The following is an 18,084-nucleotide window of genomic DNA, read 5'->3' as shown; positions in this document are numbered from 1 at the left end:
CCCTGTTTCTATTAGGCACCTGCCACATCTGGATACGAGAGTCTACATACTAAATCTAATCCAGTCCGAATCTGATTGATCCCAACTACAGGCAAAAGCACTTACCTGCATTGGCGTTTTCCCATTATCAATAAAAATTTTAAAAATGTGCTTTTAGCATTGCTGAAATGAAACCTCATGTGTGATCGAAAAATGGCAAGTAATTAAGTGATCTTCATTCCATTTTTAGAATTTAACACCAATTTCACCTGTCTGATTTTTGATCATAATCCATTTATTGTTAAACAATATAAGAACAATAAGTCAACAATGCGTACAACTTAAACCAACAATGATTAAATAAAATATTTCTAAGAGGAAATAATATATGCAGCACACTATCAATTTCTGGCCATTAATCGGGATCGCCGTCATTATCATTGGTTTTATCATCAGGTTTAACCCTGTGCTGGTTGTCACTATTGCTGGCCTTATCACTGGGTTAGCCGCCAATATGTCGATAATCAATATTCTGGAGAAACTGGGTTCCGGGTTTATTAATACATTAAATTTATCACTGACCATCCTTTTTCCATTGGTCATCATTGGCCTGCTGGAAAGGCATGGATTAAAAGAGCAAGCCCAGAAATCTATTGCTCATATTAAAACTGTCACTACCGGGCGGTTACTGATTATCTATCTGTTTATACGCGAAACTTCTGCCGCTCTGGGGTTAACCAGTTTAGGCGGGCACCCGCAAATGGTTCGTCCTTTGCTGGCTCCTATGGCAGAAGGTGCTGCTGAAAACCAGTATGGTGAATTACCAGATTCAGTCCGTCATCGTATTCGGGCCATGTCAGCCGCAACAGATAATACTGGTTTGTTTTTTGGTGAAGATATTTTTGTCGCTTTTGGCGCGATTATCTTTATGCACAATTTCATGCTGGAATCAGGTGGAATTCAAACCGAGCCTCTGCATATCGCCCTCTGGGGAATTCCCACTGCAATTTGTGCTTTCCTGATCCACTCTGTTCGGTTATATCGCCTTGATTACCACCTTGCCAATGAACTTAATTCTTTGAAGCACGCCAGCTCAAACAGCAAGGGGGAGAAATAATGTTTCAATTACAATACCTCTATGTGCTGGCAGGACTTCTCTTATTAGCTGTTGCTATCATGTCATGGAGCGATAAAGCTAACCCTCGTCGCATAACAACAGGCCTATTCTGGGCGCTGTACGGTTTAATCTTTCTTGCGGGGAAATGGAGCGGACACCTTGTGTCTCTCTGGATCAATGATGAAAATTACGCCCAAAAAACCGCTTATATCGGTGTTGGTGTGTTGGTGATCATTATGGCTTTACTGGCCGGGTTCGGTGGTGTTCGTCTGGGAAATTATCATCAACGCACACCAGAACAGCGGCAAAAAAGTGCACAACGTCTTGGTAGCCGGTTATTTCTGCCAGCATTGCTAATCCCAATTGTCACAATGTTTGGCGTGCTAGCGTTTAACCATATTCCCGGTTTACAACAAGCTGTTTTTGGAACAGGGAATCATTCTACTCTGGTGACTCTCTTTTCCATTACACTTGGTTGTTTGATTGGATTAATCATTGCGCTACGCATGAGCCATGATGCCATTACACAGCCAATACAAGAGACCCGACGTCTGCTGGATTCAATTGGTTGTGTCTTTATTCTTCCACAAATTCTGGCAACGCTCGGATTGCTGTTTACCGCCGCTGGTGTAGGTACTTTGGTTTCCCATCTGACCGAAAATTATTTAGCTGTTGATAATCGATTTATCGCTGTGGTCACTTATGTTTTTGGCATGGCGCTGCTAACGATGATAATGGGTAATGCGTTTGCCGCTTTTCCTATCATTACCGCTGGTATTGGTATTCCTATTTTGATATTGCAACATGGTGGCAATCCGGCGGTTATGGCTGCCATCGGTATGTTTTCAGGCTATTGTGGTACGTTAATGACTCCAATGGCTGCTAATTTCAATATTGTTCCCGCTGCGCTGCTGGAACTGCCCGATCGCAATGCAGTTATCAAAGCACAAATCCCCACAGGCTGTACTTTACTGATTACTAATGTGTTCTTACTCTATTTTCTAATGTTCTTATAAACAACGATAAGGAGATATTATGAAAACGATTCTAGTCACAGGCTTTGAACCTTTCGGCGGTGAGACGATAAATTCGTCATGGGAAGCCATCAAGTCATTACAAGGGTACCAAATTGCGGATGCATATGTTGAAGTCTGCCAGTTACCCTGTGTTTTCAATCACTCTCTGGAACACCTCTATGCCGCAATTGAGAAAGTTAAACCGGAAGTGGTCATTTCAACCGGAGAAGCAGGGGGTAAGCCAGATATCACGGTAGAGCAGGTCGCAATCAATATTAACGATGCTCGTATTCCTGATAATGCTGGTAATCAACCCATTGATACACCGGTTATTGTCGATGGCCCTGCGGCTTATTTTTCTACCCTGCCCATTAAAACCGTGGTCAATGAATTAAGACTTGCCGGAATTCCCGCAACAGTTTCCCAAACTGCCGGCACCTTTGTTTGCAATCATATCATGTACGGTTTACAGCATTATCTGAACCAATATTACCCCTCTGTGCGTGGCGGATTTATTCATCTTCCTTATTTGCCAGAACAGGCGGTAAAACATGCAAATAAGCCAAGTATGGGCGTAGAAATGATGACAACAGCCTTGAAAATAGCTATTCAATCAACATTGAAAAACGAAAAGGATATTGAGGTTACAGGTGGGGCAACAAACTGAGAAGATAGCCACTGAATGCCAGTGGCTAATTAACTTAGAAAAGAAACCGTTTTTAGAAAGGTAACAGTTGGTAGAAATTCAGCAACCAGATAACCGCAACTGCAAAAATCGCCGCGATAATGTCATCCAGCATAATGCCAACCCCGCCTTTTACATAGCGGTCAAACCAACGGATCGGCCACGGTTTCCACATATCGAAAATGCGGAATACCACAAAACCAACTAAAACCCACTGCCAGTTGAGCACAGGGATCGCCATCAGAGTAATCCACATGCCAATGAATTCATCCCAAACCACACAGCCCGGATCTTCCACGTTCATTGCATCAGCGGCTTTCTGACAAATCACACACCCAATGACCGTTCCCAGTAAGATAACCAACCATATTCCCCATGTCGGCAACTGCATCAGCAGTAACCAGAAAGGGATCGCCGCCACTGAGCCCATCGTGCCCGGAATTATTGGTGATAAGCCGCTCCCGAACCCCGTAGCCAACAAATGCCACGGATTGCTCATTTTTAAGTGACGTTTTGCATCATCCATGTGTTCCCTCTGTATGATCATTTTCTGTTTGCTGTTCTGTCGAAAAAGGGGCTACTGGTTTTTTATCGGTTTTAAAATGGTTAAAGCCTTTCAGATCCAGCTGAATTTCTTCATTGTTGTTAAAATAGCGGATACCTTCTGATTCTGGCCTGATTTGCCCAATACAACAGAAACTGGCTCCAGAATGAGCCAACGCCATATTTAATGCACCACGGTTAAGCTCAGGTACAGTAAAGCACAATTCATAGTCTTCCCCACCACTCAACGCCCATTTCAATGCCTGTTCAGAAGCAACATATTGCTGCATTGCTTCAGAATAAGGCAACGCATCCAGGTTAATATGCGCACCACATTGGCTGGCGGACAAGATATGGTTGAGATCAGAAACCAAGCCATCGGACAGATCAATCGCCGAAGAAGCCAGAGCACGAAGTGCCTGTCCTTGTAGAACCCGTGGCTGCGGGCGTAGATGGCGTTTAACCAACCAGTTGTGGACTGCCGTATCTTCCACGGTCAGACGATCTTGCAACAGAGCAAGGCCTGCGGCACTGTCACCCAATGTTCCGGTTACATAAATCCAGTCACCGTTCTTTGCACCAGCACGGCGCAACGCGCGGCCGGCCGGAACCAAACCATGTACGGTTAACGTCAAACTCATGGGACCTTTTGTGGTATCCCCACCAATCAATTGCATACCGTAATAATTCAGTTGCTCAAACAGACTGTCACTGAATCGTTTTAACCAATCTTCATTGATGTCGGGCAATGTTAATGCCAGCGATGCCCAGGCAGGATCTGCACCAACGGCAGCCAGATCACTGATATTGACAGCCAATGCCTTATAGGCCAAATCTTCCGGTGAGATCTCAGGAAGAAAATGAACACCAGCAACCAAAGTATCGGTTGTTACCGCTAGTTCTTGTTTATCTGCAACGGTCATCAGCGCACAATCATCACCAATCCCTAGATTTACATCACGTCGGCGGATGATATGGCGATTGAAATAACGTGCAATGAGGTCAAATTCACCACATGCCATAATAGAATTCCAGAAAGTGACTGACGATGAGCGCATGAGGCCGGATTACCGACCTCATGCGTAAAATCATCAAGTTATAATGGGGAACTCCTGGCAAGCAATCACTTTTTCTTGCGTGCTGCCGGACCAGCTTTATCCAATACCCCATTCACGAATTTATGACTATCTTCAGCGCCAAACGTTTTCGCCAGTTCGATACCTTCATTGATAGCCACTTTGTAGGGAACATCATCACGAAAGCTTAGTTCAAACATCGAAACGCGCAAGATGGCTTTTTCCACCTGCCCCAACTCTTCAAGCTGACGAGAAAGATAAGGTGCCATCAAGGCATCCAATTTTGCAGCATTGACCGCTACCCCGGATAACAATTCACGAAAATAGGTGATATCAACACCAGTTACGTCCTGCTCTGACAGAAAATCCAATTCAACATCAGCAATACTATTATTGGATAATTGCCATGAATAAATTGCCTGAACAGCACACTCACGAGCACGACGACGAGCAGCAGGTTTCACAAGATTCCCCTTAATTAAAACTAAAAAATTCAGCCTTTAATGGCTTTGATTACATTGATCATTTCCAATGCGGTCAAGGCAGCTTCTGCCCCTTTATTACCTGCTTTGGTACCTGCTCGTTCGATTGCCTGTTCAATATTTTCAGTCGTCAGAACACCAAACGTGACAGGGATATCACTGGACATTGCTACGCTGGATAAACCAGAGCTACATTCACCAGCAACATATTCGAAGTGAGCTGTACCGCCGCGGATAACAGTTCCCAAAGCGATAACCGCATCATATTTATTGGTTTCAGCCAGCGCCTTAGCCGTCAACGGCAATTCATAGGCACCTGGAACCCATACTACGGTGATATTATCTGAAGAAACCTGACCGATGCGTTCCAGTGCATCTACGGCTCCTTCCAGCAGGCTGTCATTAATGAAGTTGTTAAAGCGGGCAATTGCAATTGCAATGCGGGCTTCAGGGGCTGCAACAACACCTTTGATTACGTTCATAGCCTTCCTTATATTTTTATTCATATCCGCAGGGGCGCGGATCTTATCACATTATTTTTCTCTGCGTCTTGGTTTATGTCCAAACTTAAATCAGAACCTAAACCGGGCGTAAGCGAAGACGTACATCAGACCCAATCTGCTTTACATCAAACAAATTGAATTCAGGGGCATCCGAGAGTCTTTGCAATTCTGGGATATCGAACAATCCACGGGCACTATTTCCCAGTACTTTAGGTGCAATATAAAGGATTAATTCATCGACCAGCCCCAGGGACAATAGAGCACCGGCCAAAGCAGGGCCACATTCCGCCCAAACTGAATTTATCTGACGCTTGCCCAGCTGCATCATCAGCAGAACCAAATCAACACCATTACCATGTACCGGCAATAAAATCTGTTCGACATTATCAGGCCATTGCTGTTCATTTTTGTTAGTACGTGCTAACCAACATTGCCCCGTTTTCTGGACAACTTGATGCTGCGGTGTTACACGATTTTGGCTATCAGTGATGATACGGATGGGTTGACGAAGCTGCTCTTGGGGATAAACCGATTGTGTTTCAGCGTCCAGTTCATTCCAACGAACAGTCAGTGAAGGATCATCAGCCAATACTGTTGCGCTCGAACTCAAAATTGCGCTGCACTGTGCCCGAAATTTCTGCACATCTTCACGCGCCTGTGGTGAAGTAATCCATTTACTTTCCCCAGATGATAACGCGGTGCGGCCATCCAATGATGCCCCCAGCTTCAATTGCAGATAAGGGAACCCCGTACGCATACGCTTGAGAAACCCCTTATTCAAAGATTCTGCCTGATTCATCATCAGACCATGTTCGACAGCTATACCTTCCTGCTGTAATTTATACAAACCACGTCCGGCTACTTGCGGATTGGGATCTTGCATGGCGACCACAACACGGTTTAGACCGGCGGCAATCAAGGCATCAGCACAGGGAGGAGTCTTGCCGTGATGGCTGCATGGTTCAAGCGTCACGTAAGCGGTGGCTCCTTTGGCTTTTTCACCAGCCATACGCAGGGCATGTACCTCTGCATGAGGCTCACCTGCACATAAATGAAAACCTTCCCCTACTATCTGATCATCCTTAACGATGACACAACCTACATTCGGGTTAGGGGATGTTGTAAAACGCCCTTGATACGCTAATTCCAGCGCCCGGGACATATAAATTTCATCAAGTGTCATAATTTTTTGGTAGCCGTATTTGTAGCATAATGAGATTTCTTGAAAGATATCATTTTTGAAAATCAGCGTTCTCAATCTTGTAGTTTGGCAATCTCTTCGCCAAATTCTCGGATATCCTCAAAACTACGGTAAACAGATGCAAAACGAATATAGGCCACTTTATCAAGTTTTTTCAGTGCATCCATGACAAAATTTCCAATCATTTTGGATTGGATTTCACGTTCTCCCGTTGCCCGCACCTGAGATTTAATATGGCTAATCGCTGTTTCCACGTCATCAGAACTGACAGGGCGCTTCTCCAGTGCCTTTTGCATACCACGACGCAACTTTTCTTCGTCAAAAGGCTCCCGAATATCATCACTCTTAATAACTCGTGGCATCACCAGTTCTGCGATTTCAAACGTAGTGAAGCGTTCATGACACTCCAGGCACTGACGGCGACGGCGCACTTGTGAACCATCCCCAACCAGGCGGGAATCAATAACTTTAGTATCAACGGCGGCGCAAAATGGGCAATGCATATTGTTTCCTGACAGTTAACCGAAGGGAGAATGACAGTGTACCTTGAAGTGATAATGAAAAACACCCTGTCAGTGAGTACTCACAGGGTGTTTAGACGCTATCAAAACTCGATCATACTAAATACATTAGGGAAGTATGGAAGGCTGATCAGCCCCTTCTTTCTCAACTTTCTGCTGAATCATATGTTCACGTTTCATACCCAGCTTCAAGGCCAATGCTGAAGCAACATAGATGGAAGAAACTGTACCGATGGAAACACCGATTAACATTGCCAGTGAGAAGCCTTTCAGCATTTCCCCACCGAAAATGTACAGCATCAACACAACCAGCAATGTCGTGGCTGAAGTCATGATTGTACGACTCAGAGTCTGGGTCAATGAAACATTCATGATCTCATAAGAGGTACCACGGCGTATCTTGCGGAAGTTTTCACGAATACGATCCGACACAACAATACTATCGTTCAATGAATAACCGATAACGGACATCAATGATGCAACGATAGTCAGGTCAACCTCAATCTGGAACAACGACAGAATACCCAGAGTGATAATTACGTCATGTGCAAGAGCAATCACTGCTCCCAATGCCAAACGCCACTCAAAGCGGAAACCGACATAAATCAGGATACAGATCAATGCAACCAATAGTGCCATTGCTCCGGTTTGCGCCAGTTCGCTTCCTACACTCGGACCGACGAACTCTACGCGTTTAACCGTAGCATCGTTATCAATATTCTGGTTAATAACGGAAATAACCTTATTACCCAGTTCCTGTCCTGCGTTACCTGCCACTGGAGGCATACGCACCATCACATCCCGACTGCTGCCGAAATTTTGCAAAAGCGCATCAGAAAAACCATTCTGTGTCAGGCTATCGCGCATTTTGTCCAGATCCGCAGGCTTGCTCAGGTTAATCTCAATGACCGTCCCACCGGTAAAATCAAGACCCCAGTTAAACCCACGAACGCCCATCGTAACGATGGAAGCCACCAAAAGCAGGAACGAAATCCCAAAGGCAACGTTGTCCCAGCGCATAAAGTCAATGACTCTACGCCCATAGTTTAATTGTTCAACAGTATAATCCTGTGCCACAACGTGCTCCTTAAATTGACAACTTATTGATACGCTTGCCACCGTACAGCAAGTTCACGATTGCTCGTGTTCCCACAATAGCAGTGAACATTGAAGTCGCCACACCAATACTCGTGGTGATCGCGAAGCCCTTGATAGAGCCAGTGCCCACTGCATACAGGATGATCGCAGTAATCAACGTAGTCAGGTTTGCATCGATGATACTGGAAAACGCGCCTTTGTAACCTTCATGAATTGCCTGCTGAACTGTACGGCCATTACGCAACTCTTCTTTGATACGTTCGTTGATCAATACGTTCGCATCCACGGCTACAGCAAGTGTCAGAACGATACCGGCAATCCCCGGCATAGTCAGAGTTGCTCCCGGCAGCAAAGACATGATACCGACGATAAGCACTAAGTTAGCCAGCAACGCACTGCTCGCAATCAGACCAAACTTGCGATAGTAAATTACCATAAACAGAATGGAAGCAATCAAGCCCCACAAACACGCTTCAAGGCCCTGCTCAATATTCTGCAAGCCCAGAGTTGGCCCAATAGTGCGTTCTTCCACAATCTGGATTGGTGCAATTAATGCCCCGGCCCTTAATAACAATGATAACTGGCGGGCTTCGGCCGGGTTACCAATACCCGTAATGCGGAAACTGTTACCTAAACGCGACTGAATGGTAGCGATATTAATAACTTCTTCTTTCTTAACCAAAGTCGCACGACCATTGGCATCTTTCTTGCCGCTGTCTTTGTATTCCACAAACAGCGTTGCCATTGGTTTTTGCAGGTTATCTTTGGTGAAATTAGACATCGCAGTACCACCAGCACTATCCAGAGAAATATTAACCTGAGGATAGCCGTTCTCATCTGTGCTGGAGGTAGAATCAGTGATATGGTCCCCTGTCAGGATAACACGCTTGAACAGCACCACAGGGTTTCCATCGCGGGTATATTGCAGTTCTGAATCAGCCGGAATGCGGCCAGAAAGCGCAGCATTTTCATCAACATTGGTATTTACCAGACGGAATTCCAAAGTTGCAGTTGCGCCTAGGATCTCTTTCGCGCGGGCAGTATCCTGGATACCAGGCAATTCAACAACAATACGGTCTGCACCCTGACGTTGAACCAGTGGCTCCGCAACCCCAAGCTGGTTAACACGGTTACGCAGGATGGTGATGTTTTGCTGGACGGCATAAGAACGGGCTTCACGCAGACGCTCGTCACTCATGACAACTTTCAGCGTATTGTTTGCACCAGTAGAAAACACTAAATCACGATGACGCGGTTCAAGATAGCTTTCCGCTTTAGAACGTGCATCGTTGTCACGAAAGCGAACTTCAACGCCGTAATTATCAATTTTGCGGATAGTAGAATAAGCTATGCCCTGATCACGCAACTCAATGCGTAGACTATCAATATTCTGTTCTTGTAACTTGCTCAGTGCAGTTTCCATATCCACTTCCATCAAGAAGTGAACACCACCACGCAAGTCAAGCCCCAGTTTCATCGGCTCAGCACCAACTTTACTTAACCAGACAGGCGTTGCGGGAGCAAGGTTCAATGCCACAACATACTGTTCACCCAACGCTGAGACCAGTGCTTCACGGGCACGGAGCTGAACATCAGAACTATTGAAACGAGCAAGGATTGCTCCATTTTCCAACGCAATGGACTTGCTCTTGATTTGATCTTTTTCTAAAACATTACGGACTTGGTCCAGCGTTTTTTCACTGGCGGCGATGCCTCGCGCGCCAGTGATTTGTACAGCCGGATCCTCACCATAAAGGTTGGGAAGTGCATAAAGCAAACCGATGAGGATCGCAGCGATCAGCATCAGATACTTCCACAAAGGATAACGGTTCAACACGGCAGTTCCCTTCGGGAAAATCGGAAATTAAATAGCTTTCATTGTACCTTTCGGCAAAATGGCAGCAACGAAGTCACGTTTGACAGTTATTTCTGTGGTGTCATTCAGGGCAATCACAACATAGCCAGTTTCAGACACTTTAGAGACACGACCAACCAAACCACCAGAAGTCAGTACTTCATCCCCTTTGGAGATGGAATCCATCAGTTTTTTATGTTCTTTAGTGCGTTTTTGTTGTGGACGCAGGATCATGAAATAGAAAATCAGACCGAAAACAACCAGCATGATAATCAGAGAATATGGGTTACCCTGAGCTTGCGCTGGTGCACCAGCAGCGGCCGCAGCTTCAGAAATAAAAAAACTCATCAAATTTCCCTCATTGTTATCGAAGACAGTGCTATTAAAGACATTGTTATCGAAGATATGTTGTCAAAAATATTGTTGTTAAAAATATTGTTGTCGAAAATATGACTATCGAAAAATCGATAGTTTCTCGATCAAAAACCAGCCCAATATGCTACACATATTGAGGCTGATTAGTCACGTCAAATTATATATTTAACGGCGGAACGGGTTTACCGATCTGCTGATAAAACTCTTCAACAAACTGTTCCAGTTTGCCTTCTTCAATGGCTTTGCGAATTCCGGCCATCAGACGCTGATAATACTTTAAATTATGTATTGTATTCAGCCTTGCACCAAGAATTTCGTTACAACGATCAAGATGATGGAGATATGCGCGGCTATAATTCCGACAAGTATAACAGTCACAATGTTCATCCAGCGAAGAAGTATCTTCTTTATGTTTGGCATTGCGGATTTTGATAACCCCTTCTGTCACAAACAGATGACCATTGCGGGCATTACGTGTTGGCATTACACAGTCAAACATATCAATGCCACGACGAACACCTTCAACTAAATCTTCCGGTTTGCCGACACCCATTAGATAGCGAGGCTTATCCTGTGGGATCTGCGGGCATACATGTTCCAGAATACGGTGCATGTCTTCTTTTGGCTCACCAACAGCCAGACCACCCACAGCGTAGCCGTCAAAACCAATTTCCACCAGCCCTTTTACGGAAACGTCACGTAAATCTTCATAAACACTGCCCTGAATAATGCCGAACAGGGCATTTTTATTATTCAGTTCATCAAAGCGTTGACGACTACGCGCGGCCCAGCGCAATGACATTTCCATAGAACGCTTCGCATAATCCCAATCTGCCGGATATGGCGTACATTCATCAAAAATCATGACAATATCGGAACCCAAATCATATTGGATTTCCATCGATTTTTCTGGGCTGAGGAAAACAGGCGTTCCATTGATTGGGTTGCGGAAATGAACGCCTTCTTCCTTGATTTTTCGCATCGCTCCGAGACTGAAGACCTGAAAACCACCAGAATCGGTCAGAATAGGTCCCTGCCACTGCATAAAATCATGTAGGTCACCATGTAATTTCATGATTTCCTGCCCCGGGCGCAACCAAAGATGGAAAGTATTTCCTAACAGGATCTGTGCTCCTGTCTCTTTCACTTCTTCCGGTGTCATTCCTTTTACTGTACCGTAAGTTCCCACTGGCATAAACGCAGGGGTTTCCACCACACCACGATCAAAAATCAGACGACCGCGACGAGCCTTTCCATCCGTCTTTTGTAACTCAAATTTCACTTAACCTCCAGATATCAGAAAAACAGTCTGATGCTACGTTTAGATACCGTTCAAACCAGCGGAGCTGAAATGACGATAATTTTGATTTCAAAATCGTTTATTGCAATATTTTTATTGCTACACCGCTGTTTTCGATACCAGCATCTATTGATGCCAGCATGTTGCGATTAATAAACATTGCGTCACCATAACTGAAAAAGCGATATTTTTCTGTTACCGCTTCTTTGTAGGCATTCATGGTGTTTTTATAACCGGCGAATGCAGAAACCAACATAATAAGCGTGGATTCTGGCAGATGGAAATTGGTAATCAATACGTCTACCACTTGGTATTCAAAACCAGGATAGATAAAGATTCGGGTATCATCAAAGAAGGGGGCAATGATACCGTCCTGACAAGCTTTGGCGGCACTTTCCAATGAACGGACTGACGTTGTTCCCACCGCTATAACTTTATTGCCACGTGCTTTACATGCCAGCACAGCATCCACGACTTCCTGCGGCACTTCAGCGTATTCGGCATGCATAGTATGGTCTTCAATGGTTTCTACACGTACAGGCTGGAAAGTACCCGCGCCGACATGCAGGGTGACAAAGGCCATTTCGACGCCTTTTTCACGCAGGGCAGCCAAAAGCGGCTCATCAAAATGCAAACCGGCGGTCGGTGCAGCCACTGCTCCCGGACGTTCATTATAGACTGTCTGATATAGTTCCCGATCAGCATCTTCATCAGGGCGGGCAATATAAGGAGGCAGAGGCATATGACCAATCTGATCCAAAATAGTCAATACATCACGATAATCATCAAAACGGATTTCAAACAAAGTATCGTGACGTGCCAGCATTGTTGCCTTAATACTACGATCTTCACCGAGAACATCTTCTCCAAGAATAAGCTCAGCGCCTTCTTTCGGTGCTTTAGATGCGCGAACGTGAGCAAGCACTCGCTTATTATCCAGCATCCTTTCGACTAACACTTCCAATTTTCCACCCGTCGCTTTGCGGCCAAACAGGCGCGCGGGGATCACCCGGGTATTATTGAAAACCAACAAATCACCCGCTTTCAGCTTATCCAGCACATCAGTAAAAATACCGTGCGTCAGCTTTCCTGTTTCACCATCAAGGGAAAGCAGGCGGCAACCACTTCGCTGTGGCTGGGGATAGTGAGCAATTAGCTCTTCTGGCAGTTCAAAAGTAAAATCAGCGACACGCATTTTATCTGTATCATTCAAAAAAACAGGCGGACTAGTCTAGTGCTGCAAGCGCAAGGGTGCAACAAAGAAGCACCTAGTTTAACGATTTGCGGTATACTCTCGCTATGAATTTTCTCGCACACCTTCATTTGGCTGCATTATCGGAAAGTTCCTTACTGGGTAATTTGATGGCGGATTTCATCCGGGGTTCTCCAGAAGGATTATTCAGTTCTGACATTGTAGCGGGTATCCGTATGCACCGTCGGGTAGACACCTTGACGGATAAGCATCCACTTGTCGTGGAGGCACGTAGCTTATTCCGTTGCGAGTATCGTCGGGTTGCCCCAATCACTCTGGATATCATCTGGGATCACTTTCTCTCCCTACACTGGGATAAGTGTGAAAAAAGTTACTCTTTACCTGAGTTTGTCAATTTTGCCCGCTGTGAAATAGAGCCTCATATTGATTCTACTCCTGAGAAATTTCAAGAGATGAACCGATATCTTTGGTCACAAAACTTGCTCATCCGCTATGCGGATATGTCATGCATTGCCAACGTCTTGCAAGGCATGGCCCGCAGACGCCCGAAATTATCCGCATTAGCGGGATCATATCAGGATATAGAAAGGCAATACCTTGATTTTGAAACACTGTTTTGGGAGTTCTATCCGCAGATGGCTGCATTGGCATCAAATAAGCACTTCCTTAAACAGGAAGTTTCTCCAGAACCTTGCACTTTTTCCAAATAGCTTTATCTTATGTAGGCTAAAAGGAATTAAAAACAGATTATTGATAGGTTAAATCTATTGTATCAATTGGTATTTTATCCTTTATTGCTATACCCTAATTCCTTATTCTGTAACCCGTTCCTACACAAGACTTTTTAAAATCACAGGAGTCAATTATGGTTTTAGTAACTCGCCAAGCCCCTGATTTTACAGCTGCTGCTGTTCTCGGCAATGGTGAAATCGTTGATAACTTCAATCTGAAAAAACACCTGAATGGCCGTGCTGCTGTCATTTTCTTCTGGCCAATGGATTTCACTTTTGTTTGTCCTTCTGAGCTGATCGCTTTCGATCACCGTTACGAGGAATTCCAAAAACGTGGTGTTGAAGTTGTCGGCGTTTCCTTCGACTCTGAATTCGTCCATAACGCATGGCGTAAAACGCCAATCAGCGAAGGTGGTATCGGCGAAGTTAAATACCCAATGGTTGCTGACATCAAGCGCGACATCATGAAAGCTTACGGTATTGAGCATCCAGAAGCTGGCGTAGCTCTGCGTGGTTCTTTCCTGATTGACAAAAATGGCGTTGTTCGTCATCAAGTTGTTAACGATCTGCCACTGGGCCGTAACATCGACGAAATGGTTCGCATGGTTGACGCTCTGCAATTTCATGAAGAACACGGCGAAGTTTGTCCTGCACAATGGGCCAAAGGTCAAGAAGGCATGGGCGCTTCACCTGAAGGCGTAGCAAAATACCTGACTAAAAACGCTGACAAACTGTAATAGTTTCTCTCAGCGTCAAATCCATTATCAATCATTCCAAACCAGCTGTTCAACCGGCTGGTTTTTTTTGACTCTCAAACGAACTTACCTGAAATTCCCCGTTTTATCGCCTTATGTACAAAAAATCACCTTTCCAAAATCCTGAGCTTTCGATAAGGTAAATCACATGTTGATAACAAAAACACCGCAAATGATCTGATTCATTCACAACAACTCCATATTCAGGAGAATAATACATGTTAAAAGCATGGAAAATTTCATTTATAGCTGTATCCCTACTTGTATCTTCCCCCATTTATGCGGCCACTGAACCTGCTGTTGAAGCCAAACAAGGCATGGTTGTCAGTTCACAACGCCTTGCTTCACAAGTTGGCATTGATATTCTCAAAATAGGAGGCAATGCCATTGATGCTGCTGTTGCCGTTGGTTATGCCCAAGCAGTCGTCAACCCCTGCTGTGGCAACATTGGTGGTGGTGGTTTTATGACTATCCACCTTGCCAATGGCAAAGATACCTTCATCAACTTCCGTGAAACTGCCCCCTCCGCCGCCAGCGCCAATATGTATCTGGATAAAGATGGCAATATCATCAAAGGTGCCAGTCTGTATGGTTATAAAGCCGTTGCCGTACCTGGCACTGTCATGGGTTTTGAAGAGGCATTGAAAAAGTACGGTACATTGAGCCGCGAACAAGTCATGGCACCGGCCATCAAACTGGCACGTGAAGGCTATATTCTGACCCGTGGCGATACCGATATTTTGGACACAGCAGTTAAGCGTTTTGCTCAAGACCCTGAAGCGGCCCGTATTTTCCTGCGCAAAGATGGCACACCATTCAAGCCGGGCGACAGACTCATTCAAACCGATTTGGCCAACACGCTAGAAATGATTGCCAAACAAGGGCCGGATGCTTTTTATCGCGGTAAGATCCCTCAATTAGTTGAAGAAACATCGAAAAAGTCAGGGGGAATTATTACTGCGGCAGATTTCGCCAATTTCCATATTACAGAGACAGCCCCTGTTACCTGTAGTTATCGTAGTTACAAATTTATCTCTTCCCCGCCACCCAGCTCTGGTGGTGTCACATTATGTGAAATATTAAACATTGTTGAAGGCTATGATCTTAAATCCATGGGATTCAATTCCGCTGCTTATATTCACACCTTGACTGAGGCTATGCGCCACGCTTATATGGACAGAAATACCTACTTAGGCGATCCCGCATTTATTAACAACCCGCTTGATCGGTTGTTAAGCAAAAGCTATGCGGAATCCATTAGGAAAGAGATCGAACCTAACAAAGCTACACCATCAAAGAATGTCCAACCCGGTATCCCTCCTCATGAAAAACCAGAAACCACACATTATTCCGTAGTAGATAAAGACGGTAACGCCGTATCAACGACCTATACCATCAATGGACGCTTTGGTGCCGTTGTCATCCCTTCTGGAACAGGCTTTTTCCTGAATGACGAAATGGACGATTTCACAACGAAAGTAGGTGAGAAAAACTTGTATGGCCTAATACAAGGAGCAACTAATTCAATTGCACCAGGTAAGCGCCCACTATCATCAATGAGTCCGACACTTGTGACCAAAGATGGAAAAATCTTCTTGGTATTGGGTTCTCCGGGAGGTTCACGCATTATCTCTATTACTTTGCAAAGTGCACTGAATATCATTGACTTCAATATGCCACCACAAGAAGCCGTCAACAGTCCGCGCATTCACCATCAATGGCTGCCAGATGAAGTTTATTACGAACAACGCGGTCTATCGAAAGATACCCTGAACTTATTGGAAAAAATGGGTTACAAGATGGTGGAACAGACCCCATGGGGAGCGACGGAATTAATCATGATTGGATTACCGGGTGCTGCGGGTGTTACTGCTGAATCATCCGGCAATGATTCATCCGTCTCCGGGATTGTCCGTGAAGGTTATATCTATGGTTCCAATGACGTACGGCGACCTGCCGGTGCTGCCATTGGCTATTGATTTCATCTGCAAGCAATGAATTGTAAGTTATGGCTTGAAAAGACAATCAGAATAAATAAACAAGGGTGAGGAGCTTAAGTATGCTCACCCTTATCATTAATGTCATTGCATGAATTATAAATAAAATTAGCGAATAAATGCCTGTAGTGAACTTATTTTATTCTACTTTTCTTCATGCTGAACTTCATACTTTGGGAGATTAACGCCTCCCGCAATACGGTCATAGATAGCACACACAACAATAGACAGCAAAGTAGGCAGTAGCCACGCTAGCCCTTGATCAGCCAATAGCAAGTGTTTCGTCCATTCTGGTAACAGGTGGGACAAGTATTCAGACGATTTTACTGCATCCAAAACGCCAAACAATAAGCTGACAGACATGGCGGGAGCCAGAATACGTGTAAAGTTACGCCACCAGTCTATGGTAAAACTCAGCAATACCAGCACAATACATGGCGGGTAAATTGCCGTCAGTACTGGAATTGAAAACTTAATCAAGTGGCTCAGGCCCAAATTAGACACCAGCATGGAGAAAGTGCCCAGAATCAGAACCAGAGAACGATAAGACAACGGTAAATAACGGCTGAAGAACTCAGCACAGGCGCAAGTCAAACCAACAGCGGTAACCATGCAGGCAATGAAAATCAGTATCGCAAGGAAGAAACTGCCATAGTTACCAAAAACATTCTGGACATAAGCATGCAGAATGACTGCGCCATTTTCAGCAGTGGGTACCAATGTGCCACTGCTTTCCCCCAGTTTGAACAAAGAGAGATACACAAGAGCCAAACCAAGACCAGCAATCAAACCTGCCCACATAGCATAGCGAGTCAGCAAAGTAGAAGCTTCAACTCCTCGAGAACGAGCTGCATTGACAATAATAATACCGAACACCATCGCGGCCAATGTATCCATCGTCAAATACCCATTGACAAAACCATTTGAGAATGGAATTTCTCGATAGGTTTCAACGGCAGGAATAGGGCTACCTGCTGGCCATAACACAGCAGCAATGCCGAGAATCGCCAGCGCCAGAATTTTAACCGGAGCCAGTATATGTCCGATGCTATCCAGCAACTTACCCGGATATAGTGAAATCAGGAGCACCAACGCAAAATAAATAACACTATAGATAAATAGAGGAAGTGCTCCTGTGCCCGTAAGCGGTGCAATACCTACTTCGAAAGAAACTGTGGCGGTTCTTGGTGTTGCAAACAAAGGGCCGACAGCCATATAACAAACAGTTGCCAGAATCAGACCCGCAGTTTTACCAATAGGCGAACTGAGTGCTTCAATACCTCCACCGACTCTTGCTAAAGCAATTACGGTGATGACTGGCAGGCCAACAGCCGTTAGCAAAAAGCCTAAAGCTGCTATCCAAACATGTTCTCCTGCCTGCAAGCCAACCATAGGCGGGAAAATAATATTTCCCGCACCAACGAACAAGGCAAAGGTCATAAAGCCTAATGCCCAAATATCCTTAGATGATAAACGGTATGCCATAATTATTATTAATGTATTTTTGCCAAAAGAATTGCATGCGCGATAGTAACTAACGCAAGCACTTGAATTTTCACCGGCGAGACTGAATTCTGATGTAACAGTCAGTGATCAACATAATATTCACTGATAATCGCAAGATACAGAACGATAGT

At 44.8% G+C, this 18,084-nt stretch carries 18 protein-coding genes; 6 read left to right on the top strand and 12 right to left on the bottom strand.

The genetic code is table 11. From position 1 onward, the window contains the following. Positions 1-367 precede the first annotated feature (367 nt). From AC5JQI_RS16435 to pcp, 3 genes are read left to right on the top strand one after another with little or no spacing between them, the layout of a single operon-like run. Positions 368-1,096 carry a DUF969 domain-containing protein gene (locus AC5JQI_RS16435; protein ID WP_323854192.1) on the top strand — a complete coding sequence of 243 codons (729 nt, stop codon included), beginning with the start codon at positions 368-370 and terminating at the stop codon, positions 1,094-1,096. After that, positions 1,093-2,112: a DUF979 domain-containing protein gene (locus AC5JQI_RS16430; RefSeq protein ID WP_323854208.1), complete on the top strand. Its 1,020-nt coding sequence runs from the start codon at positions 1,093-1,095 to the stop codon at positions 2,110-2,112. Before AC5JQI_RS16435 ends, AC5JQI_RS16430 begins: the two co-directional genes overlap by 4 nt. Positions 2,113-2,131: 19 nt before the next feature. Next, positions 2,132-2,779: a pyroglutamyl-peptidase I gene (gene pcp / locus AC5JQI_RS16425; protein WP_493912940.1), complete on the top strand. Its 648-nt coding sequence runs from the start codon at positions 2,132-2,134 to the stop codon at positions 2,777-2,779. 52 nt (positions 2,780-2,831) lie between these two features. Here pcp and pgpA read toward each other — a convergent pair whose 3' ends face one another. The 11 genes from pgpA to queA all read right to left on the bottom strand — a co-directional run bounded on the left by pgpA (position 2,832) and on the right by queA (position 12,946). Continuing rightward, a complete protein-coding gene (gene pgpA, locus AC5JQI_RS16420) occupies positions 2,832-3,323 on the bottom strand; it encodes a phosphatidylglycerophosphatase A (protein WP_237386246.1) in 492 nt (163 codons plus the stop codon). Then, positions 3,316-4,362, bottom strand: coding sequence for a thiamine-phosphate kinase (thiL, locus tag AC5JQI_RS16415; protein WP_493912939.1), 1,047 nt, complete (start codon positions 4,360-4,362; stop codon positions 3,316-3,318). The genes pgpA and thiL overlap by 8 nt, the downstream gene beginning before the upstream one ends. Before the next feature lie 101 nt (positions 4,363-4,463). Next, positions 4,464-4,880, bottom strand: coding sequence for a transcription antitermination factor NusB (gene nusB / locus AC5JQI_RS16410; RefSeq protein ID WP_237386244.1), 417 nt, complete (start codon positions 4,878-4,880; stop codon positions 4,464-4,466). A 29-nt stretch (positions 4,881-4,909) separates the two neighbouring features. After that, entirely contained in the window at positions 4,910-5,380 is a 471-nt protein-coding gene (ribH, locus tag AC5JQI_RS16405; protein ID WP_237386243.1) for a 6,7-dimethyl-8-ribityllumazine synthase, read from the bottom strand. A gap of 97 nt (positions 5,381-5,477) precedes the next feature. Further along, complete coding sequence (ribD, locus tag AC5JQI_RS16400) at positions 5,478-6,584, bottom strand: bifunctional diaminohydroxyphosphoribosylaminopyrimidine deaminase/5-amino-6-(5-phosphoribosylamino)uracil reductase RibD (RefSeq protein WP_493912938.1); 1,107 nt, start codon at positions 6,582-6,584, stop codon at positions 5,478-5,480. Between the two features lie 71 nt (positions 6,585-6,655). Further along, the gene (nrdR, locus tag AC5JQI_RS16395) at positions 6,656-7,105 is read right to left on the bottom strand and encodes a transcriptional regulator NrdR (RefSeq protein WP_237386241.1); all 450 of its coding nucleotides are present in this window, start codon (positions 7,103-7,105) and stop codon (positions 6,656-6,658) included. Positions 7,106-7,231: 126 nt separating this feature from the next. Continuing rightward, positions 7,232-8,200, bottom strand: coding sequence for a protein translocase subunit SecF (secF, locus tag AC5JQI_RS16390; protein ID WP_493912937.1), 969 nt, complete (start codon positions 8,198-8,200; stop codon positions 7,232-7,234). A 10-nt stretch (positions 8,201-8,210) separates the two neighbouring features. Next, positions 8,211-10,058, bottom strand: a complete 1,848-nt coding sequence (gene secD, locus AC5JQI_RS16385; protein WP_237386239.1) for a protein translocase subunit SecD — start codon at positions 10,056-10,058, stop codon at positions 8,211-8,213. A gap of 27 nt (positions 10,059-10,085) precedes the next feature. Next, positions 10,086-10,424 carry a preprotein translocase subunit YajC gene (yajC, locus tag AC5JQI_RS16380; RefSeq protein ID WP_047962359.1) on the bottom strand — a complete coding sequence of 113 codons (339 nt, stop codon included), beginning with the start codon at positions 10,422-10,424 and terminating at the stop codon, positions 10,086-10,088. Positions 10,425-10,608: 184 nt separating this feature from the next. Continuing rightward, complete coding sequence (gene tgt, locus AC5JQI_RS16375) at positions 10,609-11,733, bottom strand: tRNA guanosine(34) transglycosylase Tgt (RefSeq protein WP_493912936.1); 1,125 nt, start codon at positions 11,731-11,733, stop codon at positions 10,609-10,611. A 97-nt stretch (positions 11,734-11,830) separates the two neighbouring features. Beyond that, positions 11,831-12,946, bottom strand: coding sequence for a tRNA preQ1(34) S-adenosylmethionine ribosyltransferase-isomerase QueA (gene queA, locus AC5JQI_RS16370; protein ID WP_493912935.1), 1,116 nt, complete (start codon positions 12,944-12,946; stop codon positions 11,831-11,833). A gap of 104 nt (positions 12,947-13,050) precedes the next feature. Here queA and AC5JQI_RS16365 point away from each other — a divergent pair, with 104 nt between their 5' ends. The 3 genes from AC5JQI_RS16365 to ggt all read left to right on the top strand — a co-directional run bounded on the left by AC5JQI_RS16365 (position 13,051) and on the right by ggt (position 16,429). Further along, positions 13,051-13,674 carry an acyl carrier protein phosphodiesterase gene (locus AC5JQI_RS16365; protein ID WP_493912934.1) on the top strand — a complete coding sequence of 208 codons (624 nt, stop codon included), beginning with the start codon at positions 13,051-13,053 and terminating at the stop codon, positions 13,672-13,674. Positions 13,675-13,829: 155 nt separating this feature from the next. Beyond that, positions 13,830-14,432 (top strand): peroxiredoxin C, encoded by a 603-nt coding sequence (locus AC5JQI_RS16360; protein WP_092553088.1) that lies wholly within the window; start codon positions 13,830-13,832, stop codon positions 14,430-14,432. Between the two features lie 236 nt (positions 14,433-14,668). Continuing rightward, a complete protein-coding gene (gene ggt, locus AC5JQI_RS16355; protein WP_493912933.1) occupies positions 14,669-16,429 on the top strand; it encodes a gamma-glutamyltransferase in 1,761 nt (586 codons plus the stop codon). 162 nt (positions 16,430-16,591) lie between these two features. On the opposite strand, the gene brnQ is transcribed toward ggt, so the two are convergent. Further along, a complete protein-coding gene (gene brnQ / locus AC5JQI_RS16350) occupies positions 16,592-17,932 on the bottom strand; it encodes a branched-chain amino acid transport system II carrier protein (protein WP_493912932.1) in 1,341 nt (446 codons plus the stop codon). Positions 17,933-18,084 lie beyond the last annotated feature (152 nt).

It is taken from the genome of Xenorhabdus sp. XBWT, from assembly GCF_059072735.1.
The sequence above is the reverse complement of the archived record's forward strand: the minus strand, read 5'-3'. Positions and strand labels throughout refer to the sequence as shown.